Genomic DNA, 25,576 nt, shown 5'->3' with positions numbered 1-25,576 from the left:
GAGTCCCGCGTCGCTGGGGTCGTACGCGTAGAACTTGAACAGGAAGAGCGCCGAGGCCGGCGGCAGCATCACCGGCAGGTAGACCAGGATCCGCACGCGCGGCCCGCCGCGGGCAGGCGCGCACTGCCGTCGCGCCCCGCCACGGCGGCGCGCTGTTGGCGGGGAGACGGGCTGGCCGCCCGGCCCGCCATGGGCAGGCGCACCCCGCCGTCGCACCCCGCCACGGCGGCGCGGTGGTCGACGGCCACGCGGTGGTCGGCGGCGAGCCTGTCCGGGCTTCCGGCGCGGCGCAGCCTGCGTCCGTCGGCCGGTGATCTCGGCGGAGGCGGCTGGTAGCTTGCCCCGATGAGTCTGCGGCGTCGACGCGTGGCGGTGGTCTTCCGCCTGGCGATCGTGATCAGCGTGCTGGCCGGGATCGTGCTCACCGCGATCGGTCCCACCACGGTCACCGGCCTGCTGCCGTACTTCACCATCCAGAGCAACGTCGCCGTCGGGATCTTCGCCGGCTACGCCGCCTGGCGGGCCTGGCAGGACCGGCCCGAGCCGCCCTCGGCGCTCAAGGGCGCGGTCACGCTCTACATCACCATCACCGGCGTGGTCTACCACCTGGTGTTGGCCAACCCGGCGAGCCCGTTCGCCATGCCGCAGCCGGACCGCACGCTTCCCGATGCGCTGGGCAACCAGTTCCTGCACACCGTCGTGCCGCTGCTGGCCGTGGCGGACTGGGCGCTGTTCGACCGCCGGGGCCGGCTGCGCCCGCGCTACGCGGCCTGGTGGCTGGCGTTCCCCCTCGGATACCTCGGCTTCGCCCTGCTCCGTGGGCTGGTGGTGGACCGGTACCCGTACCCGTTCATCGACGCGGGCGAGTTGGGCTACGCCGGGGTGGCCGTCAGCGCGGTCTTCTTCGCCGCCGCGTTCTGGCTGCTGGGCCTGCTCTTCGTCGCCGTCGACCGGACCCTGGGCCGCCGGGCGAGGGCCGCTCACCCCGCCGCGCAGCATGCCGCCGCCGCGCCGGCCGCCCCGTCGACCGCCCCCGCCCGAGGCGCTCCAGCGACCGCGCCCACCTCCGACGCCGCCCGGCCCGACGCGACGGCCCTGCCGTGACGGCCGTCCCTTGCTGGCTCGCCCGGAAGGGGTGAGCCGGGGCTCCGCGCCCGGCCGTTTGGGCCGTCGCTGAACGGGCAGCCGGCAGGTGGACCGGAAGCGGGGGAACGGGAGGCGTCATGCGCGCACTGCGGTTGCCGAACTGGAAGTCGGAGCCCGAGCTGGTCGAGGTCGACGAGCCGACCCCGGGCCCGGGTCAGGTGGTGGTGAAGATCGGCGGTGCCGGCGCCTGCCACTCCGACCTGCACCTGATGCACGACTTCGAGGCCGGCACGGTGCCCTGGAACCCGCCGTTCACCCTCGGGCACGAGAACGCCGGCTGGGTGCACGCCCTCGGCGACGGGGTGACCGGGCTGACGGTGGGCCAGCCGGTGGCCGTGTACGGGCCGTGGGGCTGCGGCACCTGTGCCCGCTGCCGGGTGGGGATCGACCCGTACTGCGAGAACGTCGCCGAGGCGCCGGTGCCCGGCGGGGGTGGTGGCCTCGGCCTGGACGGCGGCATGGCCGAGTACATGCTGGTGCCGCAGGCCCGGCAGGTCGTGCCGCTGCCCGACGGGCTCGACCCGGTGCTGGCGGCGCCGCTGACCGACGCGGGGCTCACCCCGTACCACGCGATCCGCCGTTCCTGGGCGAAACTCGGCCCGACCAGCACCGCCGTGGTGATCGGCGTGGGCGGGCTGGGGCACGTCGGCGTGCAGATCCTCAAGGCCACCACCGCGGCCCGGGTGATCGCTGTGGACACCCGCGAGGAGGCGCTGAAGCTCGGCGAGGAGTGCGGCGCCGACCTCACCATGCTCTCCGGCGAGGACACCGCCCAGGAGATCCGCCAGGCCACCGGCGGCCGGGGCGCCGACGTGGTCCTGGACTTCGTCGGCGCCGACCCCACGCTCGCGCTCGGCGTCGCCGCCGCCCGCACCGTCGGCGACCTCACCATCGTCGGCATCGGCGGGGGCACGCTGCCGGTGGGCTTCTTCTCGGTGCCGTACGAGGTGAGCATCCAGACCACGTACTGGGGCAGCCGACCGGAGCTCATGGAGGTGCTCGAACTGGGTGCCCGGGGCCTGGTGAAGCCGAAGGCCAGCACCTTCTCGCTGGAGGAGGCGGTCGTCGCGTACCGGAAGATGCGCGACGGCACGCTGGAGGGCCGGGCCGTCGTCGTGCCGTGACCGTCGCGCCCCTACGATGATCATGTGGTCGCGGCGCTGGAGCTCTACCTCGACACCGACGCCACCCGGCGGATCCGGGTGCTCTGGGACGCGCTCGAGTCCGAGGGCGTGCAGAGCATGCGGTCGCTGCTGGAGCAGCGCCACCGGCCGCACGTCTCGCTCGCCGTCGCGCCCCGTCTCGATCCGGAGCGGGTCGCGGCGGCGCTGCGCGGGACGGTGGTGGCCGCGCCGTTGCGGCTGAGCTTCGAGCACGCCGGGCAGTTCGTCGGCCGGGTGCTGTGGCTGGGCCCGACCCCCACCGTCGAACTGCTCGCGCACCACGCCCGGGTGCACGGCCGGCTGGCCGAGGCGGGGATCGGGCTGGTCGAGCACTACCAGCCGGGGCGGTGGGTGCCGCACTGCACGCTGTCGATGCGGGTGCCGAACGCGTTGATGGCCGCCGCCGTACGCCGCTGCCTGGAGGTGCTGCCGCTGGAGGCGACCGTGGTCGGCGCGGCGGTCACCGACCACGCCCGGGGCATCTCCCACCCGTTGCCGTAGCCGGTGCCCCGCTCGCCGTCTGGCGCCTCCTCGCCGCGGCCCTGCCCGCCGTGCTCGCCGCCTCGCGCGCCGCGTGACACCCCCGACCTGCTCATCCCTGGCACCGGAGACGGCCGAGGCGACCGCCACGGACCGCGCTTCGCGCTGCGCGCCGCGGCAGGGGGCGGGCCTGGGCGGCGCGCCGCGACCGTCGCGCGGCGCGGCGTGGGCGGCAGAGTACGGTCCGCCGCTTGTCCGCGCCCGTCCGCAGGGTGGATCCTCTAGGGAATCGACAGAAACGAATCTATGGAGGTTCGATGCGTCGTCTCCCGCTCGCCCTGCTCCTGCTCGCCGCGCTGCTGCTCGGCCTGCCGGCGCCCGCCCACGCCGCCCCCGACCAGGCCGACGCCGCCCACGCCGCGGCCACGCTCGCGCAGGTCCGCACCGCCGGCACCGCCTGGGGGCTCGACCCCGCCACCGGCCGGATGACCCTCACCGTCGACGACACCGTCTCCGACCGGGACCTGGCCGCGCTGCGGGCGACCGCCGCCCGGGCCGGGGCGGTGCTCCGCCGCGAGCCGGGTGAGCTGCGCCTGCTCATCGCCGGCGGGCAGGCGATCTACGGCGGGAGTGGACGGTGCTCCCTCGGCGCCAACGTCCGCCGGGGCACCACCTACTACTTCGTCACCGCCGGCCACTGCACCGCGAGCACCTCCACCTGGTACGCCGACGGCGGGCAGACCGTCGTCCTCGGCACCCGGGCGGGCAGCAGCTTCCCCGGCAACGACTACGGGCTGGTCCGCTACACCGGCTCGGTCCCCCACCCCAGCGCCGTCTACACCTACCCCGGCCTGCTCACGATCAACGGCGCCGGCAACGCCTACGTCGGCCAGACGGTCTGTCGCAGCGGTTCCACGACCGGGGTGCGCTGCGGCACGGTCACCGCGCTCAACGTGACCGTGAACTTCGCCGGCGGCGCCGTCAGCGGCCTGATCCGGACCAACATCTGCGCCGAGCCGGGCGACAGCGGCGGGCCGCTCTACGTGCCCGCCACCGGCATCGTCCTCGGCATCCTCTCCGGGGGCAGCGGCAACTGCACCACCGGCGGCACCACCTACTACCAGCCGATCACCGAGATCCTCGCCGCGTACGGCCTGACCATCCCCTGACCGACCAGGTGCCCGGCCCGACCCCGCGCGACGGGCCGGGCCGGGCACGGCCGGGTCAGCCCTTGCGACCCGCTGACGACGATGCCCTCGACGAAGCGACGCTGGGTTAGGGAGGGACAGCGAAGGTGGAGAGGCCGAACAACGCCTCCGGCACCGACGAAGGATGGTCAGGCGGCCCGGGGGGTGAGGAGGTAGTCGTCGGCCTCGGGGCTCCACCGCAGGTCGACCACCCCGCTGGTGGCCGCCGCCTTGCAGAACTGGAGGAAGCTGCGGTAGCCCAGTTTCTTCTCGCTGAAGTCGGGCCGCGCCCGGCGCAGCTGGTTCTTGAGGCCGGAGAGGGCCACCGCGCCCTCGTCGCCGGCGAGGTCCGTCACCACCGAGCCGAGCAGCCCGAACGCCACCTCCCGGTCACCGTGCTCGGGCAGGGAGACCTCGGGGTCGCCCTTGGCGGGGCCCTCCGCCAGCTCGATCACGTTGTGCCCGGCGAGGTGCCGCAGAAGCTCCCCGAAGGTGCGGAACCCGTAGTCGGACTCGCTGAACGTCGGGTCCTTGCGCAGCAGGGTGCGCTTCAACGTCGAGGCGGTCACCTCGCCGCTGGAACTGCCCTGCAGGCCGGCGACGGTCTGGGCCACGAGCACGGCGAGCGTGTCGACGTCCCGGGCGGCCTCCTCGGCCGCCGCCTGCGGCTCGGGCTCGGGCTCCTGCTCCACCCGCGGCACGTCGGGGCTGGGCAGCCGGGCCGGGCGGCCCCGCCGGACCCGGGCGGGCGGGATGTCGACGCCCTCCAACCGGTCGTAGTAGAGGAACTCGTCGCACGCGGGGGGCAGCAGCGCCGAGGTCGAGTTCTCCACGCCCACGCCGATGACGCGCTTGTTCAGCTCGCGGAGCTTGTGGACCAGCGGGGTGAAGTCGCTGTCGCCGGTGCAGATCACGAAGGTCGAGATGTACCCGCGCTCGAAGGCCAGCTCCACCGCGTCGACGGCCATCTTGATGTCGGCGGCGTTCTTGCGCGAGGCGCCCATCCGCTGGGGAATCTCGATGAGCTCGACGTGCGACCGGGTCAGCATCCGCCGGTCCTCGTCGAAGTACGACCAGTCCGCGTACGCCCGGCGCACCACCACCCGGCCGCGCTCGGCGAGGGCGTCGGCGATGGGACGGAAGTCGAAGGCCACGCCGCCGAGGTGGTCGCGTGCCCCCAGCGCGAGGTTCTCGTAGTCGAGGAACAGGGCGATGCGGTCTTCGTGATCCACGCAGGTCAGCCTACCCCCGGCCAGGCGCCGCGCCGTCCCGGTCCGCCGCGGCCCGGTGGAGTGTCCGCCGGGCCGCCGGTCGGCCGGGTGGTGCTGGCCCTACCCGGAGACTACGTCCAGACGGCTGGGTCGGCGGGTCGGCCACGGTTAGCGTCAGCGGCATGACGACAGCTCGCCCCCTGTGCCTGGCCGAGGCGCTGCGCCGGCCCGGATACCTGCTCTCCGCGTGGCCGTGGCGCGCGCTGGCCTACCTGCTCAGCACCGTCCCGATCGCCGGGGTGCTCGCCGTCGGGCTGCTCGTCGTCGGGGCGGCCCTCACCTACCTGCGCGCCGGCCCGTCGCCCCGGTAGTCTGCTCCGACGCGTCCACGTGGCGCGGACGTATACACCCGGCCCGCCGAAAGTTGCGCTCCCGCTCTCCCGGTGTTCACGCCCGCACCGCTAACATCGCTGCTCATGAATATGAGGAGCAGTACCCGCTCGGGGCCCAGAAGGCTGGCGATGGCGTTCGCGCTGGCCGTCGTGCTGGTGGCGCCCGTGGCGGTGACGGCGGCGGCGTCGGCCGCCACCACCCTGACCGTGGCCCAGGCGCTCGCCGCGCAGGACGGTCGGACGGCCACCGTGACCGGCTACGTCATCGGCCAGCCGACCAGCAGCACGACGGTGCTCAGGTCCGGCTTCACCTCGGACACCGCGATCGCGATCGCCGACACGGCGGCCGAGACCGGCACGAGCAGGATGCTCTACGTCCAGGTCACCACCGCCTACCGCAGCACGTTCGGGCTGCTCACCAACCCGGGGCTGCGGGGCCAGCGGATCACCGCCACCGGCACGTTGACCGCCTACTTCAGCCACGGCGGCCTGAAGAACCCGACGGCGATGACCCTCGGCGGCACCGCGCCCTCGCCGAGCCAGTCACCGACGCCGCTCCCCACCACCACCGCGCCCGGCGGCGGGTACGACTCCACCTACTACGCCAACGCGATCGGCAAGTCCGGCTCGGCCCTGCGCAGTTCGCTGCACTCCATCATCAAGGTGCAGACGAAGCTCTCCTACGACCAGGTGTGGGAGGCGCTGCGGGACACCGACCAGGACCCGGCCAACAGCAACAACGTCATCCTGCTCTACACCGGGCGGTCGCAGAGCAAGACCAGCAACGGCGGCGGCGTCGACGACTGGAACCGCGAGCACGTCTGGGCCAAGTCGCACGGCGACTTCGGCACCGCGACCGGTCCGGGCACCGACGTCCACCACCTGCGGCCGACCGACGTCTCGGTCAACTCGACGCGGGGCAGCAAGGACTTCGACAACGGCGGCAGCCCCGTCGCCGAGGCGCCGGGCTGCTACACCGACGCCGACTCGTGGGAGCCGCGCAACGCGGTCAAGGGCGACGTGGCCCGCATGATCATGTACATGGCGATCCGGTACGAGGGCACCGACGGCTGGCCCAACCTGGAGCTGAACCAGTCGGTCAACAACGGCACCGCCCCGTACCACGGCCGGATGTCGGTGCTGCTCCAGTGGAACCAGGCCGACCCGCCGGACGCGTTCGAGAAGCGCCGCAACCAGCGGATCTACGAGCGCTGGCAGGGCAACCGGAACCCGTTCGTCGACCACCCGGAGTGGGCGGGCGCCATCTGGGGCTGACCCGCCCCGCCCCACGCGGCCGGTCCCCTCGCCCGGGGGCCGGCCGCGCCTCGCGGTGCAGGTCAGCCGGCCGACCAGGCGGCCGCCACGGGGCGGCCCGGCGGCTCCGGGACGAACGGCAGGCTCTTCGGCTCCGCAGGCCGGGTGCCGCCACTTCCCGCGCCCACGCAGGATCGGCGGGAGGGACGGGGCCGGGGCGTGGTGCGCCGCTCAGCGAAGGCGGGCGTACGCCAGCGGCAGCGGGCTCGGCTGGCCGCTCCACGTGCCGGTCAGCACCGCGCCGTCCGACGCGGTGCCGCCGTCGAGGCGGCGCACGACGGCCAGTTCCACGGAATCGGTGACGATGAGGGTGAGGTCGTCCTCCACCACGCGGCGCACCGCGCCGACGGGCGGGACGGCGGCGCCCCGGGTGCCGCTGCCGGCGATGGCCATCGTCGGCTCGCGGTGCTCCCGCCGACCGTCGACCTCGAAGTACTCCTCCGCCTGCCCGGCGTCGGCGAGGACGGCCGCCGCCAGCGTCGCGGCGTAGACGGGATCCGCGCACGCGTCGTAGACCCAGCGGCGGCCGAGCACGGAGTGCTCGGTGGTGCCGACGAGCCAGTCGTCGCCGCCGTCCAGGGGTGCGTCGCGGTAGGTGAGCGGGACCTGGTAAATCGGCCCGTCGCCGGCCCGGAGGAGCAGCGTCTCCACGCCGACGGCGCCGGCCGGGTCGTCGAACCGGTAGGCCGCCACGCGCTCGACGTCGCCGTCGGCCGGCCCCTGGTACCACGGCCGGCCAGGCAGCCACGCCGCCAGGAGTGCGAACTTCGTGGGGTGCATCTTCGCCCGGTGCAGCAGCGCCATACGTCGCATCGTAGGGGCACGGCCGCGCCCCGCGCTGACCCGACCGCGCCCGGCGGCCCGGGTGGGCCGGCTGTCAGGGCCCCGCCTGGCCCGTCCCCTCGTCGGCGGCCGCGACGAGGATGGCGACGAAGCGGTCGCACCAGGCCGCCACCGTCGCCCGGTCGAACAGGTCCGTCGAGTACTCCACGACGCCCCGCAGGCCGCCCTCGTGCGGGGTGAGGATCGTGGCGTAGTCACGGCGCGCGCAGTCGAGCCCCTGGTCGGTGGCGCGCGCCACGATCCCCGGCAGCCGCACCTCCGGCATGCCCGGATTCCAGCCGAACAGCATCGTGGCGACCGGCGGCGGCATGCCGACCCGCCAGGCCGGGTCGAGGGCCGCGTAGACCTCGGCCAGGGGCGCCGGCTGGTGCCGGATCGCGTCGAGGAACGCCTGGGCCGTGCCGGCCACCAACTCCGGAAGGGACGCCGCGCGGTCCAGCGGTGGCCGCAGCAGCAGCGGGCTGGTGAACAGGCCCACGACCGACTCGTCCTCGCGGTTGTCGCGGTGGGCGTACGGGCAGGCGAGCAGCACGTCGCCGACGCCGGCGAGTTCGCGCAGGAGCAGCGCGTACCCGCTGGCCAGGACGGGGAACAGGGTCGTGCCGCAGCGCTCGGCGAGGCCAGTCAGGCGGTCGGTCAGCTCGCCCGGGACGTCGAAGGTGAACTCGCTGCCCCGACCGGAGAGCCGCGCCGGCCGAGGGCGGTCGGTCGCCAGCGACAGCGCGCGGGGCGATCCGGCGAGCTGGTCCCGCCAGTACCGCAGGACGGCCGGCGAGACGACGGCCGCCCGTTGCCGGCGCGCGTAGTCGACGTAGCGTGCCGTGGGCGCGGCGGGGGCCGCGCCGGGGCCGGCCTCGGCGGCGTAGCCCCTGCCCAGCTCGTCGAGCAGCTGGAGCATCGACCAGCCATCGCCGCAGAGGTGGTGCACGACGAACATCAGCACCCAGGCGTCGTCGCCCAGCCGCGCCAGCCGGGCCCGTAGCCACCGTCTCGTGTCGTCCGGGAAGGGCTCGCGGCCGGTCCGCACGCACCACCGCTCGACCTCGTCGGCGGCGAGGTCGCGCACCGGCAGCCTCCCCGGCCGCGCCGCGAGCACCTCCTGGACCAGCTCACCGTCGCGTTGCACCAGGCGGGTGCGCAGCGCCTCGTGCCGGGCGACCAGGCCGTCGACCGCCCGTTCCAGGGCCGGCACGTCGAGCCGACCGGTGAGGGTCACCCGTACCGCCATGTGCGCGGCCGACGGGTCGGGGGCCTGCCGCTGCCGGTGCCACATCAGTTCCTGCTGGTAGGTCGCCGGCGCCCGGTCCACGACGTCGCCCGGGGCCCGGTCGCGGTCCACGACGTCGCCCGGGGCCGGGTCGCGGTCCGCGATCTCCGCCCCGCCGTCCACGGACAGGTCCCGCGCCATCGCCCGGATGCCCGGGCTGCCCAGCACCCGGTGCGTGCCGACCCGCACGTCCAGCAGGTCGGTGAGCCGGTTCGCCAGCCGCACGGCCGCCAGGGAGTGACCGCCCGCGGCGAGGAAGGGGACGTCCACGGGCAGCCGGGCGGGCCCGAGCTCGGCGCACCAGGCATCGTGCACGAGCTGCTCCAGGTCGGTACGGGGCCGGTCGTCGGCGCCGGTCACGGCGGGTGCCGGCAGCCGGGACCGGTCCACCTTGCCGTTGTCCGTGGTGGGCAGGGCGTCCAGCAGCACCCAGGCCCGGGGCACGAGGTGTGCGGGGAGCCGCTCGGCCAGCGCGGCGGCAAGTCGGTCGGGCCGGGTCGCCGCCGGTCCCCCGTCGTCGTCCGCCACGACGTACGCGGCGAGGTACGGCTCGTCGCCCCGGTCGTACCGGGCGACGACGGTGGCCTGGCGCACCCCGGGCAGCAGAGCCAGCTGCGCGGCGGACTCGCCGGGCTCGGTCCGCTGTCCGCCGATCTTGACCTGGTCGTCCACCCGGCCGACGAATTCGAGGGTCCCGTCGCCACGTTCCCGGACCAGGTCCCCGGTGCGGTAGACCCGCGCCCCGGGCAGACCGGGGTCGGGCAGGAAGGCGGCGGCGGTCGCCGCGGGCCGGTCGAGGTAGCCGCGGGCCACGCCGGCCCCACCCACGTACAGCTCCCCGACCGCCCCCCGTGGCACCGGCAGGCCCGTGTCGTCCAGCAGGTACAGGCGACGGTTGTCGACCGGGACGCCGATGTCGACCGGCCCCGGGTCCCCCGGCCGCACCGGGCCCGCCGTGGTGACGATGCTGCTCTCGGTCGGACCGTAGGCGTTGATCACCTCGGCCGGGAAGCCGGCGGGCGGTCGGCGCCGGAGCTGGCTGCCGCCCACGACGAGGGTGCGTGGGGCGCGGGCCGGCAGCGGAAGGGCGAAGACCAGTTCGGCGAGCGGCGCCGGCAGGAACGCCACCGTGACGCCCCCGCGGGCCCACTCCTCGACGAGCGCCGCGGGGTCGGCCCGCGCCTCTTCCGGTACGAGATGCACGGTGGCGCCGGCGGCGAGCGCCGGATGGATCTCGGCGAGGTTCGCGTCGAAGCCGAGTCCGAGCGCGTGACCGACGGTGTCGGCCTCGGTGAGGGCGAGGGCCCGCACGTGCCAGTCGACGGTGTCCACGGCGGCCCGGTGCGGCACCAGGACGCCCTTCGGCCGCCCGGTCGAGCCGGACGTGTGCACGCACCAGGCCACCTGCTCCGCCGCCGGCACCCGGTCCGGAGCCGGCAGGTGCGGGTCACCCGGATCCTCGACCCGCAGGCAGAGCGCGTCCGTCGGCGGCTCCACGTCCCCCGTGGTGACCAGCAGCCGGACGCCACTGTCGGCGAGGAGGGCGGCCACCCGCGCGGCGGGCAGCCGTGGGTCGAGGGGGAGGAAGCCCGCGCCGGCGATCAGCACGGCGAGCTGGGCGGCGATCAGCTCCGGTCGGCGCGGCAGGAGCACCGCGACGAGGTCGTCGGGCACGACGCCCGCCGCGGCGATCCGGCGGGCGAGCAGGTCGGCCCGCTCCCGCAGTTCGCGGTACGTCCACCGGGTCGTCCCGCACACCACCGCGACGGCGTCCGGGGTACGGGCCGCCTGCCGCAGGAACAGCTCGTGCAGCCGGGCGTCGCCGACGGGGGTTCGCGGCCCGTGCAGGCGACCGGCGGAGTCGTCCAGGTACGTCGCCAGAGCGGACAGCGGCTCGTCAGGCTCCCGGGTCGCCCGGTCGAGCAGCCGTTCGACGTAGTCCAGCAACCGGCGCACCGTCGCCCGGTCGAACACGTCGGTCCGGTACTCGACGTGGCAGCGCACGGTGTCGCCGTGCGACAGGTGGACGACCAGGTCGACCGGGGCCTTGTCCAGGCCCACCGGGATCGGCTCGGCGGTGACCCCCGGCAGGTCGAACAGGAACGCCGGGGCGGCGCGCTCGTACTCCACGACCACGTCGAAGAGCGGGTGGCGACCGGCCTCCCGGTTCGGGGCGAGCGCGCGGACGAGGTCGTCGAACTCGACATCCGCGTGTTCGTACGCGTCCGTCGAGCGGTACTGGATCCGGGCGAGCAGCTCGCGGAAGGTGGGGTCACCGGCGAGGTCCAGCCGCAGCGGCACGGTGTCGACGAAGAACCCGATCAGACCTTCGGAATCCTGGTCGCGACCGCTCATGCCGGTGCCGACCACCAGGTCCGGTTGGCCGCTGAGCCGGAACAGGGCCACCCCGATCGCGCTGAGCAGGGCGGTGAACGGGGTGACCCGCTCGGCGAGCGCGAGCCGCCGGATCCGTTCGGTCAACTCCACCGGGAGTTCCGCGAGGAGACTCCCACCGGCGGCCGAGACGGTGGCCGGCCGCTGCCGGTCCGAGGGCAGGACGAGGGTGGGCGGCAGCGGGTCGAGCAGGTCGAGCCAGTACGCCAGGCTCCTGCCCGTCCCCTCCCGGTCCGACCGGGCACGCGCCCGGGCCAGTTCCGGGTAGGTGACGGGTAGCGGGGGCAGCGCGGCCGTCGTGCCGGTCGCACGGGCCCGGTAGCACGCACCCACCTCGCGAGTCAGGATCGCGTGCGAGCCGCCGTCGGTGGCCAGGTGGTGGAACGACATCACCAGCACGTGGTGTGTCGGGGAGAAGCGCAGCAGCTCGAAGGCGAAGACCGGTCCCTCGACGAGGTCGAACACCCGCGCGCTCTCCCCGGCCATCGCCGCCCGCACCACGGCGTCCTCGTCGGCGCCGGAGTGCTCCCGCACCGGGAGGTCCACCGTCGTCGGCCGGACGACCTGGCACGGTTGCCCGTCGACCTCGCGGTAGGTCGTGCGCAGTGGCGCGTGCCGGTCCACGACGTCCTGCAACGCCCCGCGCAGCAGTTCCGGGTCGAGCGCGCCGCACAGCCGCACGGCCGCTCCCTCCGTGTAGGCGGGGGTGCCCGGGTACGCCTGCTCGATGAGCCAGAGCCGCCGCTGGCCGGGCGTCAACGGCGCGGTCTCGACGGCCGGCGGCGCGCCGATCCCGACGACCCCCGGCACCCCCGGCACCGCCGCCCCGGTGGCAGCCGGCATCGGGCCCGTAGCCGGGACCGGGCCCGCCGCCAGGGCCGGGCCCGCAGCCGGGGTCGGGACCGCAGCCGGAGCCGGGGCCGGTCGGCGGGGCGTGGCCCGCCGCAGCGCGTCGATGACCGGCAGGCCGTCCCGCACGGCCTGCGCGGGCAGGCCGAAGTCGACGAAGCAGGCGATCTCGTCGGCGCCGGCGTCGAGGACCGCGTCGAGCACCGGCCGGCAGCTCTCCGGCGAGCCGATCAGGGCCCGCTGCTCGCAGTACCGCTGGTAGGCGCGGGACAGCACGAACCGGAGGTCCTCGTCGGGGGTGTCGGCGAGGTCGACGTTCATGCCCAGGCTGTCGACCACCTGCCCGAGCAGGCTCAACGAGGAGCGCAGGTAGGCGCAGAACGGCTCGAACGCCATGGCCCGCGCCTGCTCGGCGTCGTCGCCGAGGTAGGTGTGCAGCAGCACGACCACCCGCCCGGCGGCGGGGTCGAGGCCGTGTTCGGCCCGGGTACGCCGGTACAGCGCGACGTTCTCGGCCAGCCTGGCGACGTCCTGGGTCATCAGGTTGGTGACCACGCCGAGGCCGTGGCGGGCCGCCTCCCGGTAGCTGTCCGGGTTGCCGACGATCGCCGTGAAGGCCGGCGGTTCCGCCTGCACCGGACGGGGGAACAGGCGGACGTCGACGTCCTCCCCGCTGCCCGACCGCGCGGTGATCGACTCACCGCGCCAGAGCCGCCGTACGGTGTCGAGGTTGTCGTACATCACCTGCTTGTGGCGACGGTAGTTCTCCGGGTAGAAGACGAAGTCGTTGGCGTGCCAGCCGGGTGCGCACCCGAGCCCGACCCGGCCCCCGGAGAGGTTGTCCACCATGGACCACTCCTCGGCGACCCGGACGGGGTGGTGCAGGGGCAGCACCACCGAGCCGGCGTTGAGGCGCAGCCGGCGGGTCCGGGTCGCGAGGGCTGCGGCGAGCACCGACGGGTTGGGGAAGAGCCCGCCGAAGGAGTGGAAGTGCCGCTCCGGCAACCACACGGCGTGGAAGTCGTGGGTGTCGGCGAACTCGGCGGCCTCGATGATGGTCCCGTAGGCGTCGTCCCGGGCCTGGTCGGGGTAGTCGCCGAAGAAGTAGAGGCTGAAGTCGACGGTGTCCGGCGTGCCGACGGCCGACGGGGCCGGCGCCGGCCGCGTCGGCGTCTCGGGGACGGGGGCCGCACCGCCGTCGCCGGTGCTGGTGCTGGTGATCGCCCCGCCGCCGCCGAGGAGGGCGAGCTGCTCGCGCATCAGGTCCAGTTGGCGGTGCACGATCGTGACGAGGTCGGCCGACACGTCCCGGGGGGCGCCGACCGGACCGGGCGGCCCCGCCGACGCGACGGGCACGGCAGGCGACGCGACGGGCACGGCAGCCGACACGGCGGGTACGGCAGGCGACGCGGCGGGCACGGCAGCCGACGTCGCGGGCACCGGAGCCGACGCGGCGGGCACGGAAGCCGATGCGGCGGGTCGGCCGGTGGGCGGGGCGGTCGGAGGCAGCACGCCGACCGGGGCACCGCGGGTCACCACCTCGGCGAGCCGGCGGGGGGTGTCGACGGTGGCGAAAAGGTCCCGGACCGGAACCCGCACCCCGAACGCGCGGTCGATCTCCCGGGCCATGGTGATCAGGAGCAGCGAGTCGGCGCCGAGGCCGAGGAAGGTCTGGTCCGGCTCGACCTCACCCACGTCCAGTCCCAGCCGTTCGGCCGTCAGGGCCCGGATGCGTGCGAGCACGTGATCGGCCCCGGCGTCGTGCCCGGCCGACGGCCGGGGCGGCTCCGGCTCGGCGGCCACCGGCGAGCCGGCCACCCCGGGCGCGGCGGCCACCCCGGGCGCGGCAGGCGCGGCGGGCACGGCGGGCGCGGCAGGCGCCACGGGCGCGGAGACCCAGAATCGCCGGCGCTGGAACGGATAGGCCGGCAGTGGCACCGCCCGGCCGCCGCAGTCGGCGGTGAGCGCGGCCCAGTCGACCGGGAACCCCGCCACGTACAGCTCGGCGACGGCTCGCCACAGCCCGTCGACCGGTGGGGTGTCACGACGCTGCGACGACACCCACCGCAGGTGGGATCCCGTGGCGCGGGCGATGCCGGTCAGCGTCCCGTCCGCGCCCGCCTCGACGACCGATCGCACGCCCTGCTCGCCGAGGGTGGCCACGGCGGCGCTCCAGGCGACCGGCTCGCGCGCCTGCCGGCACAGGTGGTCGGCGTCCGGCAGCCAGCCGGGCGGGCGTACCCGGCCGTCCAGGGTGCTGATCAGGGGCAGCCGGACGGGTGCGAACTCCACCTCCCCGATCACCCCGCGGAGCCGGTCCAGGACCGCGTCCACCCCGGTCGAGTGGAACGCCCGGTCGACCGGGAGCGGGCGGGTCGCCACGCCACGCTGGCCGGCTGCCCGGGCGACCGCCGCCAGGGCCTCGGCCGAGCCCGCGAGCACGTGGTGTTCCGCCCCGTTGCGGGCGGCGATCTCCGCCGCCGACCCGCGCAGCAGGTCACCGACCGTCGCCTCGTCCGCCAGCACCGCGAGCATCGCGCCGGCTGGCAGCGCGTCCCGCATGAGGATGCCCCGGTGGGCGGCCAGCCCGACCGCGTCGGTCAGGCTCAGCGCGCCGGCCACGACCAGGGCGGCGTACTCCCCCACGCTGTGCCCCAGGACGACGTCCGGCGTGAGACCCCACGACCGCCACAGCTCGGCGAACGCCACCGCGGTGACCACCAGCGCCGGCTGGGCGACGTCCGTCGGGAGCCCTCTGTCGTCGGGGCGTTCCCGCAGCCGGGCGACGAGGTCGCCACCGGTCGCCCGGCGGTACGCGTCGGCCCCCTCGTCCAGCACGGCCCGGGCGACCGGGAACCGGTCGGCGAGCTCGAGGACGACGCAGCGGCGGTCGCCCTGCCCGGGAAAGGCCAGCGCGACCGGAGTGCCGTTCCCGGGCTCCGTCCGGCCGGCCAGCACGTCGCCCACCGCGCCGCCCTCGACGTACCGGTCGAGGCCCTCGGCCAGCGCGGCGGCGGAGGCGCCGAGCGCGACCAGGCGGTGCCGGAGGTGGCGTCTGCGCCGGCCGGCGCTGGTGACCAGGTCGGCCAGGGACAGCCCGGGATCCTTCCGGAGCAGGTCGCGGTGGCGGACGGCCAGCTCCACCAGCGCCGCCGGGTCGGCCGCCGACAGGGGCAGCAACCCCGGCGCGGGGTGGGCCGGCGGCCCGTCCGGCCGGCGTGGGTCCGCCTGGGGCGGCTCCTCGACGATGACGTGGGCGTTGGTGCCGCCCACCCCCAGCGCGCTGACCGCCGCCCGGCGCGGCCGGAGGTCCGCCGGCCAGTGGGTGGCACGGGTGGTCACCGTGAAGGGGCCGGCGGCGAGGTCGATCGCCGGATTCGGCCGGCCGAAGTTGATCTGCGGGGCGACCCGGCCGGAACGCACGGTCAGGATCGCCTTGACCAGGCCGGCCATGCCCGCGCAGCTGTCCAGGTGACCGATGTTCGCCTTGACCGAGCCGAGGAACGGCCGGCCGCCGGCGTACACCTCGGCGAGGGCGTGGTGCTCCACCGGATCGCCCAGGGCGGTGCCCGTGCCGTGCGCCTCGACGTATCCGACCGACTCCGCCGGGATCCGCGCGGCGGCCAGCGCCCGCCGGGCGACGTCGACCTGGCCGGCCACCCCGGGCGCGGTGAAGCCCACCTTGCCGGCGCCGTCGTTGTTCACGGCCGAACCGATGATCACCGCGTGTACGCGGTCCCCGTCGGCGAGGGCCCGGTCGAGCGGCTTCAGCACCACGGCGGCGACCCCGTTGCCGCCGACCGTTCCGTCGGCGTCGGCGTCGAAGGGCCGGCACCGACCGCTCGCCGACAGGATCGATCCCGGGGTGTGCCGGTAGCCCGTCACCTGCGGCACGTGCACGGCCACCGCGCCGGCGACAGCCTGGTCGGCCTCGCCGTCGAGCAGCGCCCGCACCGCCAGGTGCACCGCCACGAGCGAGGTCGAGCAGGCGTTCTGCACGTTGATCGCCGGTCCCGTCAGTCCCAGCCGGTACGCCACCCGGGTGGCCAGGAAGTCCGGTTGGTTGCCCAGCGCGACGCCGATGGCGTCGGCCGGATCGTCGGATCCCGCTCGGTCGCCGAGCTGGCGGAGGTAGGTGTGGTGCGGGTAGAGGTTCATTCCGCTGCCGGCGTACAGGCCGGTCCGCAGGCCCTGCCCGTCACCCGGGTGCCCGGCGTCCTCCAACGCCTGGTGGCAGGTCTCCAGGAACAGCCGGTGCTGCGGGTCGAGCAGCTCCGCCTCCCGGACGCTGATCGAGAAGAAGCCGGCGTCGAAGGCGGCGACGTCGTCGTCGAGGACGCCGCTGGCCGCCACGAAGTCGGGGGCGTCCACGGTCTCCCGCGGGGTTCCGGCCGCGACGAGTTCGTCGGGCGTGAAGACGCGGACGCTCTCCACTCCGGCGGTCAGGTTGGCCCAGTACTCGTCGACCGTGCGCGCTCCCGGAAACCGCACCGCCATGCCGATCACCGCGATGCGTCGGTCCCGTGCCGGTCCGCCGGCGGGCTCCGCCGCCGGTGTGGCGTCCGGGGCGGCGAGGTACGCGCTGAGCGCGTCGACCGTCGGGTGGGCGAAGAGCACCGGTTGCGGGACCCGGCGGTCCAGTGCCCGCTCCAGGCGGGCCCGGAGCCGGACGATCTCGACCGAGCCGATGCCGAGCTCGTAGAACGGACGCGCCGGGTCGACGTCGTCACCGACCAGGTCGCCGAGAATGCCGGTCAGCAGGGCGCGGACCTCCGCCCGGCCCGGCCCGGCCGCGCGCGCCGCCGATGCCGCGGGGGCCTCGGTGGCCGCGCGCCGCCCGTCCTGCTCCCGCTGCGGCGACCGGTCGGCCAGGCAGCGCCGGACCAGCTCCGCGCGCCGGATCTTCCCGCCGGTGGTACGCGGGAACTGCTCCGCGGCGAGCGACAGCACCCGCGCGGGCACGACCTGCCAGCGTCGGGCCACCGCCGCCCGCACCGCCTCGGCCACCCCGGTCCGGGGCGCGTCGGCGTCGTCGTCGGGCACGTAGAAGATCGCCAGCGACTCGGTGCCGGTGCGGGGCTCCGGTACGCCCACGGCGGCCACCAGGCCGCGCCGCACCCCGTCCACCTCCCCCGCCACCTGCTCGACCTCGTGGCAGGGCAGGTTGTGCCCGTTGAGGATGATCATGTCCTTCGCCCGACCGGTGATGGCGATCCGGCCGTCCCGCATGAAGGCGAGGTCGCCGGTCTCCAGCCAGCCGTCGCCGTCCGGGAAGGCCAGGCGGGTCGCCTCCGGGTCGGCGAGGTATCCGGGCGTGACCCGCGCCGACGAGACCTGGAGCCGGCCGATGCGGCCCTCGGGAAGCACCGTCCCGGCGGCGTCGACGATCCGCAGGGTGGCGCCGGGTGCGGGCTGCCCGACGGAGAGGAACTCGGTGACGTCGGCCGGGTCGTCGTCCTCGGCGTACTCCAGGTCGCCGCCCAGGCTCGCCGTACGGATCCGGAGGCGGGTGCCGGGCTCGGCGAACGAGGCGAAGGTGATCCCGGTGCAGGTCTCCGACATGCCCCAGGCCGGTGTCATCGCCTCCGCCGGCACCCCGGTGGCGGCGACGAACGCCTCGAAGGTCTCCGGCAGGCACTGCTCGCCGCCGCTGACCATGCGGCGCACCCCGCCGAGGTCCCACGGTCGGCCGGGGGCCCGGGCGACCGCGTCTGCCACCAGCCGCAGGCCGAAGTTCGGCGCCCAGCTGTGCGTGACCCGGTGCCGCCGCATCAGCTCCAGCCACCGCAGCGGGTCGTCGAGCACCCGCTCGGTGGCGACGTGCACGGACGTGGCGCCGAGGAAGACGCCGCCGAGATGGTAGAGGAGCAGGCCGGCGACGTGGTCCAGCGGCAGCCAGTTGAGCAGGACGTCCCCCGGGCCGATGTCGAGCATCGTCCGGGCGCCCACGGCGTACTCCGAGAGCCCCCGGTGGGTCAGCGGGATCACCTTCGGCCGGCCGGTGCTGCCCGAGGAGAGCTGCAGCAGCGCCACCGACTCCGGATCGGTGACCGTCGCGCCAGCCACCACCTCCGGATCGGGTCCGGAAGCGACGGGAAGGTCGGGAGCGGCCGGCGCGATCAGCTCCGGCACCGCGACCACCCGGTCCCGCAGCGGCAGCCGGGCCAGTGCGTCGAGGTCCTCCGGCCCGGCCAGCACCACGGGCTCCCCCAGCGTCCGCCAGGCGTGCACGAGGGCGGCGGCGGTGGGGTTGTCCGCGTCGTACCCGGTGGGCGCGCCGACGGTGAGCGGCACGATCCCGCCGAGGACGCAGCCGAAGAAGGTCGACCAGTACCGCTCGCCCGAGGTGATCCGCAGGACGACGGAGGAGCCCCGCCCCAGGCCGAGGGCCCGCAGACCGGTCAGCGCCGCACGCGCCCTGGCGAGCAGCTGCCCGTGGTCGACGAACTCCTCGCGCCCGTCGGGATCCACGATCCGGATGCCCGTGCGCGGATGGTGCCGGGCGGCCCACAGCAGTGCCTCGTCCAGGGTGCGGGGATGGCCGACGGGGCCGGGCAGGTCCCCGCCGTGGCTGACGGCGGCGGGGCGACCGGCGGACGGCACGGACTTCACGGGGCCACCTCGGCTTCTTTCGTGAGCTGTCGGTGCGGGCGATGCGCCGACGAACGGGCGTGCGAGACGAGGAAGGCGACGGCGGCGGCGAACGCCAGGCCGTGCGCCAGTGCGACCACCGGCAGCGGCGACAGCCGTTCGAGCGCGAAGGCGCTGACGATCATGCCGATGCCGAACCCCGCGTTCTGCGCCGCGCTGGCCAGGCCGAAGAGTTGCGGCAGACGGGAGGACCCGACGGTCTGCAACCGGGTGGTGTAGCTGATCTCGGCGTAGCCGTCCGCCATGCCGGCGGCCAGTGCCAGGACGACCACCGCCCAGATCGGGGGCCCCGCGAAGGCGAGCACGAACAGCAGCGACATGGCGCAGGTGGCGATGCCGAAGGCCCTCGGCGATCCCGGGCGGGAGGCTCCGGCGGCCCGCCGGGCGCACCACCGGCCGGCGGCGAGACTGCCGACCGCCCAGGGCGTGGTGAACAGGGCGGCGAACGCGGCGGGGGCGTCGGGCCAGGCCAGGTTCGCGTACACCGGGAGTCCCACGTTGTGCGAGGCGGACCCGAACGCGTCGGCGGACCGCACCGCGATCATGGCCAGGATCACGGGGGCGATCGAGGGCAGGAGGCGGCGGAGCCCCGACCCGCGGTGAGCACCCCCGGCGGGCCGCCCGGCGGCGCGGCTGCTCACCACGCGCCAGGCGCGCACCGCGGACAGCAGCAGTGCGGAGAGGGCGAACGAGGCCGCGTCGAGCAGGAACGCGGCGTGGTAGCCGAACAGGGTCACGAGGATCCCCGCGCTGCCGAAGCCCAGCAGCATGGCCACCGAGCGGGCCGCCACCAGGTTCGCGTTGGCCCGGGCCAGGTCGTCCGGGCCGACCAGCTCGGGCAACCCGCTGCGCAGCGCGACCACCCACAGCGTCTGGCTCCCGCCGATGACCACGGCCAGCGCGAACAGCACCGCCGGTCGGGCGGCGGAGGGCGCCGCGACCAGCAGCACCAGCGCACCCGCCGCCAGCAGGTCGCCGCCGATCATGAGCCTGGCCCGCGGGTACCGGCCGACCAGCATGCCGGCGACCGGTCCGGTCAGGACGCCGGCGCCCAGGCGGACGGCCATGAAGATCCCGGTGGGCACGGCGGAGCCCGTGATCTCCAGCGCGAACAGCCCCAGCGCCACCATGTTCAGGAAGCTGCCGTACGTGGAGACGGCGTGCGCGGCGACGACGAGACGAAGCGGACGTGCCGAAGGACCCCCTGTTGATCGCACCTGTCGAGATCCGCCCCGGTCATGATCGTGTGTGGAGCGCCGATCATGCCATCGCACGTGGAGGCATCTCAATATGTCGAAGGACCGCGGCGGGCGGACGGCCGACCCCGGCCTTGCCGGCCGGACGGGCGTGTGGTTGGTTTCGGGGCGGGCCAGATCAGCAGCACAGCGAGGAGACGCGCGTGGACGACCCGGTTCTCGTCGAGCGGGACGGTCCCGTGGAAACGTGGACGCTCAACCTGCCGGAGGCCCGCAACCCCATCTCCGGCGACGACGTGGTCGACGCGCTGGTCGCCCGGGTCGACGCGGTCAACGCCGACCGGACGGTCCGGGCGGTCATCCTGACCGGCGCCGGCAGCGCCTTCTCCGCTGGCGGCAACGTCAAGGACATGGCGGACCGGGTCGGCCTCTTCGGCGGCGCCCCGCACGAGCTGCGCGACGGCTACCGCCGCGGCATCCAGCGGATCCCCCGCGCGATGCACGCGTGCGACGTACCGCTGATCGCGGCGGTGAACGGGGCGGCGGTCGGCGCCGGCTGCGACCTGGCGCTCATGTGCGACCTGCGGATCGCCTCGGAGCGGGCATTCTTCGCGGAGAGCTTCGTCAAGCTCGGCATCATCCCCGGCGACGGCGGCGCCTGGCTGCTGCCCCGCGCCGTCGGCGCCGCCCGGGCCGCCGAGATGGCGCTGACCGGGGACCGGGTCGACGCGGCGACCGCCCTCGAGTGGGGGCTGGTCTCCCGGGTCGTGCCGCACGAGGAGCTGCTCACCGAGGCGCGCCGGCTGGCCGACCGGGTGGCGGCGAACCCTCCGCACGCCGTACGGATGGCCAAGAAGCTGCTGCGCGAGGCCCAACACCAGAGCCTCGACAGCATCCTGGAGCTCTCCGCCGCGATGCAGGCGCTGGCGCACCAGACCCGGGACCACGACGAGGCGGTCCGGGCCTTCCTCGACCGGCGCGAACCGCACTTCACCGGGGAGTGAGCGGGACGACCAGGCGGTGACGACCCCGCCGCCGGAGCCGGCCGCCCGCCGGCGGCGTCGCGCGCGGCGGCCCACCGCCGGGGCCCGGGAGCCGCGTCGCTCCCGGGCCGGTCGACCGCCGGCGGTTCAGCGCTGGACGCGCGCTCCGGCGCCCCGGACGAGCGCCTCGACCTCGCGGAGGCTGGCCATCGAGGTGTCGCCGGGCGTGGTCATCGCCAGGGCGCCGTGCGCCGCGCCGTACTCGACGGCCGTGGCCAGGTCGCCCTTCTCCAGCAGGCCGTAGATCAGGCCGGAGGCGAAGCTGTCGCCGCCGCCGACCCGGTCCATGATCTCCAGGCCGGGCCGGTGGGTCGCCTCGGCGAACCGCCCGTCGGCCCAGGCGATCGCGCCCCAGTCGTTGACGGTGGCGGTGCGCACGGTACGCAGGGTGGTGGCGACGACCTTGAAGTTGTCGTACTCCCTGGTGGCCGCCTCGATCATCCGCTTGAAGTTGGCCACCTCCAGCTCGGACAGCGAGGCGTCGGTGTCGGGCACCTCGAAGCCCAGCGAGGCGGTGAAGTCCTCCTCGTTGCCGATCATCACGTCGACGTAGCGGGCCAGCCGGCGGTTGACCTCCCGCGCCCGCTCCTGCCCGCCGACCGCCTTCCAGAGGCTGGGCCGGTAGTTCAGGTCGTACGACACGACAGTGCCGTGCCGGGCGGCGGCGGCCATCGCCGCCTCCATCGTCTCCGGGGTGGTCTCGGACAGCGCGGCGTAGATGCCGCCGGTGTGCAGCCACCGCACCCCCAGCGTGCCGAACAGGTGGTCCCAGTCCACCTGGTCGGCCCGGAGCTGGCTGGCGGCGCTGTGGCCGCGGTCGGAGGTGCCGACGGCGCCCCGGACGCCGAAGCCGCGCTCGGTGAAGTTGAGGCCGTTGCGCACGGCGCGACCGACCCCGTCGTAGGGCAGCCAGGTCACCAGTGAGGTGTCCACCCCGCCCTGGAGCACGAGGTCCTCCAGCAACCGGCCCACCTCGTTGTCGGCGAACGCGGTGACCACGGCGGTCCGCAGCCCGAAGCAGCGACGCAGGCCGCGGGCCACGTTGTACTCGCCGCCGCCCTCCCAGGCGCGGAAGGTGCGGGCCGTGCGCACCCGGCCCTCGCCCGGGTCGAGCCGCAGCATGATCTCGCCCAGGGAGACCAGGTCGTACCGGCACTCGCCGGCCGGACGGATCGACAGCACGGCTCAGGCCTCCGCGGTGGGTCGGGCGGCCTCGACGGCCGCGGCGGTGCGGGTGGCGACCTCGTCCCAACGCCCGGCGGCGATCAGGTCGGGGGCGACCATCCAGGTGCCGCCGACCGCCAGCACGGCGGGCAGGGCGAGGTAGTCCGCGAGGTTGCCGGTGTTGACCCCGCCGGTCGGGATGAACCGCACCGAGCGGAACGGCGCGGCGAGCGCCTTGATCATCCCGACGCCGCCGAGCTGCTCGGCGGGGAAGAACTTGACCGTGTCGAGCCCGGCGTCGAGGGCCATCTGGATCTCGGTGCCGGTGGCGACGCCGGGGAAGACGGGCACGCCCAGCTCCTGGCAGCGCCGGACGACCGCCGGGGAGAAACCGGGGGTGACGACGAACCGGGCGCCCGCCTCGACGGCCCGGTCGACCTGGGCCGGGGTCAGCACGGTGCCGGCGCCGACGAGCAGGTCGGGTCGCTCGGACATGACGCGGATCGCGTCGGCCGCGGCGTCGGTGCGGAAGGTCACCTCGGCCGAGGGCAGCCCGCCCCGGACGAGCGCGTCGGCCAACGGGGCGGCGTCGCGGGCGGCGTCCAGCACTACGACCGGCAGGATCCGGGCCGCACCGACGGCCGCGACGACCGCATTCTTCTGTTCATCTTTCTGTACGCCAGTCACATATGTGACCCTAGCGCCGTCGACCGGGCTGTCAACCCCGCTACAGTGGCGGTCATGACGCTGCCCGGCGGGTTCCAACCGGTGAAGTCCTCCACGCGGACGCTGGAGGTGCTGGAGGCGCTGGCCGCCTCGCCGCAGCGGCGCTCCCTGGTCGACCTGGCCCGCGCGCTGGACATCCCGAAGAGCAGCCTGCACGGCATCCTGCGCACCATGGCCCAGCGCGGCTGGGTGGAGAGCGACCCGACCGGCACCCGGTTCGGGCTCGGGGTGCGCGCGCTCCAGGTCGGCGCCGCGTACCTCACCAGCGACGACACCGTGGGCCTGCTCGGCGGGGTGCTCGACGACCTGTCCCGGCAGTTCGGCGAGACCGTCCACCTCGGACGGCTGGACGGCGCGCACATCGTCTACCTCGCCAAGCGCGAGTCGGTGCACCCGCTGCGGCTCTACAGCGCGATCGGCCGGCAACTGCCGGCCCACGCCACCGCGCTGGGCAAGGCGCTGCTCGCGGAGCGCCCGGACGACGCGCTCGACGGGCTGCTGACCTGGCCGCTGCCCGCGCTCACCCCGCACACCGTGACCGACCGGGACGCGCTGCGCGCCGAGCTCGCCGCCGTCCGGGCACAGGGGTACGCGGTGGACCGCGAGGAGAACACCGAGGGCATCGTCTGCTTCGCGACGGCCGTACCCCTGGCGGCCCCGGCGAGCGACGCGATCAGCCTGTCGGTGCCGGTGGCCCGGCTGGGCGCCGCCGGCGAGGACCGGATCGTGGCCGCCCTCCGCCGGGCCGTCGACCAGGTCCAGGCGGCGCGCGGCCTGCTCTCCACCGCCTGATCCGGCGCGCTCCGGCGCTCCCGCCGCCCGCCGGCGGGCTCCGGGCGCCCGGGGCCGCTCCGGCGCGCCGGCCGTCGCCCAGGGCGACGGCCGGGCCACCACTGGCAACCTTCTTGACAGATGTGTCGGGACATCGACAGACTTCTCTCAGAGAGCGCTCTCTGATCCCGTCTGCCGCCCTCGCCCACCCGGGAGGATCCCCTTGTCTCGAAGACTGCGCGTGCTCGGTCCCGTCGCCGCCGCCCTCCTGCTCGTCACCCTGACCCCCACGGCGGGCCACGCGAGCGACACTCCCCCCGCCGCCCCGGCCCCCGACGCGGCGGCCACGGCCGGCCCCAGCCCCGCCCTGGTTGAGGCGATGCGCCGCGACCTCGGTCTCACGCCCGCTCAGGTCGACGAACGCCTGCGCACCGAGGCGGCGGCGCCGGTGGTCGAGCGGCGCCTGCGCGCGAAGCTCGGCCGGGCGTTCGCCGGCGCGTGGATCCCGTCCGGCGGGCAGCGCCTCACCGTCGCGGTCACGGATGCGGCGCTCGCCCCGGCCGTCCGCGCCGAGGGCGCCGACGTCACGGTCGTCGCCCGCAGCGAGCGCACCCTCGACGCGGTCAAGCGCGCCCTCGACCGGCGCACCGCCGCCGCCGACCCCCGCGACGTGCACGGCTGGCACGTCGACGTCGCCCGCAACAGCGTGGTCGTGACGGCCCGGGCGGGCGCCGCCGACAAGGCGATCGCGTACGCCAAGGCCAGCGGCGTGCCCGCGGACGCCATCCGGGTGGTCACGGCCACCGACGCGCCCCGGCCGCTCTACGACATCCGCGGCGGCGACCAGTACGTGATCAACGGCAACACCCTCTGCTCCGTCGGCTTCGCGGTCGTCGGCGGCTTCGTCACGGCGGGCCACTGCGGAGGCGTCGGCAGCCCGACCCTCGGCTTCAACAACGTCTCGCAGGGCACGTTCGCCGGGTCGTCGTTCCCCGGCAACGACTACGGCTGGGTCCGCACCAACGGCTCCTGGACGCCGCAGCCCTGGGTGAACAACTACGCCGGGGGCAACGTGGCGGTCGCCGGCTCGCAGGACGCGGCGATCGGCAGCTCGGTCTGCCGCTCCGGTCGTACGACCGGCTGGCGCTGCGGGACCATCCTCGGCCGCAACGAGACCGTCAACTACCCGCAGGGCGCGGTGTCGGGCCTGACCCGGAGCAACGCCTGCGCCGAGGGCGGCGACTCCGGCGGGGCCTGGATCTCCGGCAACCAGGCCCAGGGCGTCACCTCCGGCGGTTCCGGCAACTGCTCCACGGGCGGCACGACCTGGTTCCAGCCGGTCAACGAGATCCTCGGCGTCTACGGGCTGTCCCTGGTGACCACCGGTGGCGGCGGCGGGAGCCGGCTGATCAGCAACTGGAACAACCGCTGCATCGACGTGCCGAACTCCAACTTCTCCGACGGCGTTCCCCTGCAGACCTGGACCTGCAACGGCACCGCCGCGCAGTCGTGGACCTTCACCGGCGGCACGCTGCGTACCCAGAACAACAAGTGCATGGACGTGGCCTGGGGATCCACCGCCAACGGCGCGACCATCCAGATCGCCAACTGCAGCGGCAACCCGGCCCAGCAGTTCGTCCTCTCGGCGGCCGGCGACCTGGTCAACCCGCAGGCGAACAAGTGCGTCGACATCAAGGAGTGGATCGACGCGGACGGCGCCCGCCTGCACCTGTGGGACTGCGTCGGCGGCGCCAACCAGAAGTGGCGTCGCGGCTGAGC

At 75.2% G+C, this 25,576-nt stretch carries 15 protein-coding genes; 9 read left to right on the top strand and 6 right to left on the bottom strand.

What is annotated here, in order from left to right; all coding sequences use genetic code 11:
• The first annotated feature begins 345 nt into the window (after positions 1–345).
• The 4 genes from AB0G08_RS23920 (at position 346) to AB0G08_RS23905 (ending at position 3,958) form a co-directional block, all read left to right on the top strand.
• Complete coding sequence (locus tag AB0G08_RS23920; RefSeq protein ID WP_358091641.1) at positions 346–1,104, top strand: Pr6Pr family membrane protein; 759 nt, start codon at positions 346–348, stop codon at positions 1,102–1,104.
• A gap of 119 nt (positions 1,105–1,223) precedes the next feature.
• The gene (locus tag AB0G08_RS23915) at positions 1,224–2,270 is read left to right on the top strand and encodes an NAD(P)-dependent alcohol dehydrogenase (protein ID WP_358091639.1); all 1,047 of its coding nucleotides are present in this window, start codon (positions 1,224–1,226) and stop codon (positions 2,268–2,270) included.
• Positions 2,271–2,294: 24 nt separating this feature from the next.
• The gene (locus AB0G08_RS23910; protein WP_358091637.1) at positions 2,295–2,810 is read left to right on the top strand and encodes a 2'-5' RNA ligase family protein; all 516 of its coding nucleotides are present in this window, start codon (positions 2,295–2,297) and stop codon (positions 2,808–2,810) included.
• A 296-nt stretch (positions 2,811–3,106) separates the two neighbouring features.
• On the top strand, positions 3,107–3,958 hold the full coding sequence (locus AB0G08_RS23905) for a S1 family peptidase (protein WP_358091635.1): 852 nt from the start codon (positions 3,107–3,109) through the stop codon (positions 3,956–3,958).
• Between the two features lie 167 nt (positions 3,959–4,125).
• Here the strand turns inward: AB0G08_RS23905 and AB0G08_RS23900 are convergent, their stop codons facing one another.
• Positions 4,126–5,208 (bottom strand): PIN domain-containing protein, encoded by a 1,083-nt coding sequence (locus tag AB0G08_RS23900; protein ID WP_358091633.1) that lies wholly within the window; start codon positions 5,206–5,208, stop codon positions 4,126–4,128.
• Positions 5,209–5,369: 161 nt separating this feature from the next.
• Here AB0G08_RS23900 and AB0G08_RS23895 point away from each other — a divergent pair, with 161 nt between their 5' ends.
• Both AB0G08_RS23895 and AB0G08_RS23890 read left to right on the top strand, forming a co-directional pair.
• Complete coding sequence (locus tag AB0G08_RS23895; protein WP_358091631.1) at positions 5,370–5,558, top strand: hypothetical protein; 189 nt, start codon at positions 5,370–5,372, stop codon at positions 5,556–5,558.
• Positions 5,559–5,708: 150 nt separating this feature from the next.
• Positions 5,709–6,854 (top strand): endonuclease, encoded by a 1,146-nt coding sequence (locus tag AB0G08_RS23890; protein ID WP_358091629.1) that lies wholly within the window; start codon positions 5,709–5,711, stop codon positions 6,852–6,854.
• Positions 6,855–7,064: 210 nt separating this feature from the next.
• Here the strand turns inward: AB0G08_RS23890 and AB0G08_RS23885 are convergent, their stop codons facing one another.
• The 3 genes from AB0G08_RS23885 to AB0G08_RS23875 form a co-directional block, all read right to left on the bottom strand.
• Complete coding sequence (locus AB0G08_RS23885; RefSeq protein ID WP_358091627.1) at positions 7,065–7,697, bottom strand: hypothetical protein; 633 nt, start codon at positions 7,695–7,697, stop codon at positions 7,065–7,067.
• Positions 7,698–7,770: 73 nt separating this feature from the next.
• On the bottom strand, positions 7,771–18,858 hold the full coding sequence (locus tag AB0G08_RS23880; RefSeq protein WP_358091625.1) for a MupA/Atu3671 family FMN-dependent luciferase-like monooxygenase: 11,088 nt from the start codon (positions 18,856–18,858) through the stop codon (positions 7,771–7,773).
• Positions 18,855–20,114, bottom strand: a complete 1,260-nt coding sequence (locus tag AB0G08_RS23875; protein ID WP_358091623.1) for an MFS transporter — start codon at positions 20,112–20,114, stop codon at positions 18,855–18,857. The genes AB0G08_RS23880 and AB0G08_RS23875 overlap by 4 nt, the downstream gene beginning before the upstream one ends.
• A 182-nt stretch (positions 20,115–20,296) precedes the next feature.
• On the opposite strand from AB0G08_RS23875, the gene AB0G08_RS23870 reads away from it, so the two are divergent.
• Entirely contained in the window at positions 20,297–21,097 is an 801-nt protein-coding gene (locus AB0G08_RS23870) for a crotonase/enoyl-CoA hydratase family protein (protein ID WP_358091621.1), read from the top strand.
• A gap of 126 nt (positions 21,098–21,223) precedes the next feature.
• Here AB0G08_RS23870 and AB0G08_RS23865 read toward each other — a convergent pair whose 3' ends face one another.
• On the bottom strand, positions 21,224–22,318 hold the full coding sequence (locus tag AB0G08_RS23865; protein ID WP_358091619.1) for a sugar kinase: 1,095 nt from the start codon (positions 22,316–22,318) through the stop codon (positions 21,224–21,226).
• Positions 22,319–22,321: 3 nt separating this feature from the next.
• Positions 22,322–22,987, bottom strand: coding sequence for a bifunctional 4-hydroxy-2-oxoglutarate aldolase/2-dehydro-3-deoxy-phosphogluconate aldolase (gene eda / locus AB0G08_RS23860; RefSeq protein WP_358091617.1), 666 nt, complete (start codon positions 22,985–22,987; stop codon positions 22,322–22,324).
• 54 nt (positions 22,988–23,041) lie between these two features.
• Here eda and AB0G08_RS23855 point away from each other — a divergent pair, with 54 nt between their 5' ends.
• Together AB0G08_RS23855 and AB0G08_RS23850 are read left to right on the top strand one after the other, a co-directional pair.
• Positions 23,042–23,818 (top strand): IclR family transcriptional regulator, encoded by a 777-nt coding sequence (locus AB0G08_RS23855; protein ID WP_358091615.1) that lies wholly within the window; start codon positions 23,042–23,044, stop codon positions 23,816–23,818.
• Positions 23,819–24,020: 202 nt separating this feature from the next.
• Positions 24,021–25,574 carry a ricin-type beta-trefoil lectin domain protein gene (locus AB0G08_RS23850; RefSeq protein WP_358091613.1) on the top strand — a complete coding sequence of 518 codons (1,554 nt, stop codon included), beginning with the start codon at positions 24,021–24,023 and terminating at the stop codon, positions 25,572–25,574.
• Positions 25,575–25,576 lie beyond the last annotated feature (2 nt).

Source organism: Micromonospora sp. NPDC023644 (assembly GCF_040640115.1).
Taxonomy (GTDB): domain Bacteria; phylum Actinomycetota; class Actinomycetes; order Mycobacteriales; family Micromonosporaceae; genus Micromonospora.
The sequence above is the reverse complement of the archived record's forward strand: the minus strand, read 5'-3'. Positions and strand labels throughout refer to the sequence as shown.

What these genes read in the sequence shown, in the direction of transcription:
- AB0G08_RS23895 (WP_358091631.1), top strand. Translation starts at nt 5,370, where the DNA reads ATGACGACAGCTCGCCCCCTGTGCCTGGCCGAGGCGCTGCGCCGGCCC.
- AB0G08_RS23885 (WP_358091627.1), bottom strand. Translation starts at nt 7,697, where the DNA reads ATGGCGCTGCTGCACCGGGCGAAGATGCACCCCACGAAGTTCGCACTC.
- AB0G08_RS23905 (WP_358091635.1), top strand. Translation starts at nt 3,107, where the DNA reads ATGCGTCGTCTCCCGCTCGCCCTGCTCCTGCTCGCCGCGCTGCTGCTC.
- AB0G08_RS23920 (WP_358091641.1), top strand. Translation starts at nt 346, where the DNA reads ATGAGTCTGCGGCGTCGACGCGTGGCGGTGGTCTTCCGCCTGGCGATC.
- AB0G08_RS23890 (WP_358091629.1), top strand. Translation starts at nt 5,709, where the DNA reads ATGGCGTTCGCGCTGGCCGTCGTGCTGGTGGCGCCCGTGGCGGTGACG.
- AB0G08_RS23855 (WP_358091615.1), top strand. Translation starts at nt 23,042, where the DNA reads ATGACGCTGCCCGGCGGGTTCCAACCGGTGAAGTCCTCCACGCGGACG.
- AB0G08_RS23915 (WP_358091639.1), top strand. Translation starts at nt 1,224, where the DNA reads ATGCGCGCACTGCGGTTGCCGAACTGGAAGTCGGAGCCCGAGCTGGTC.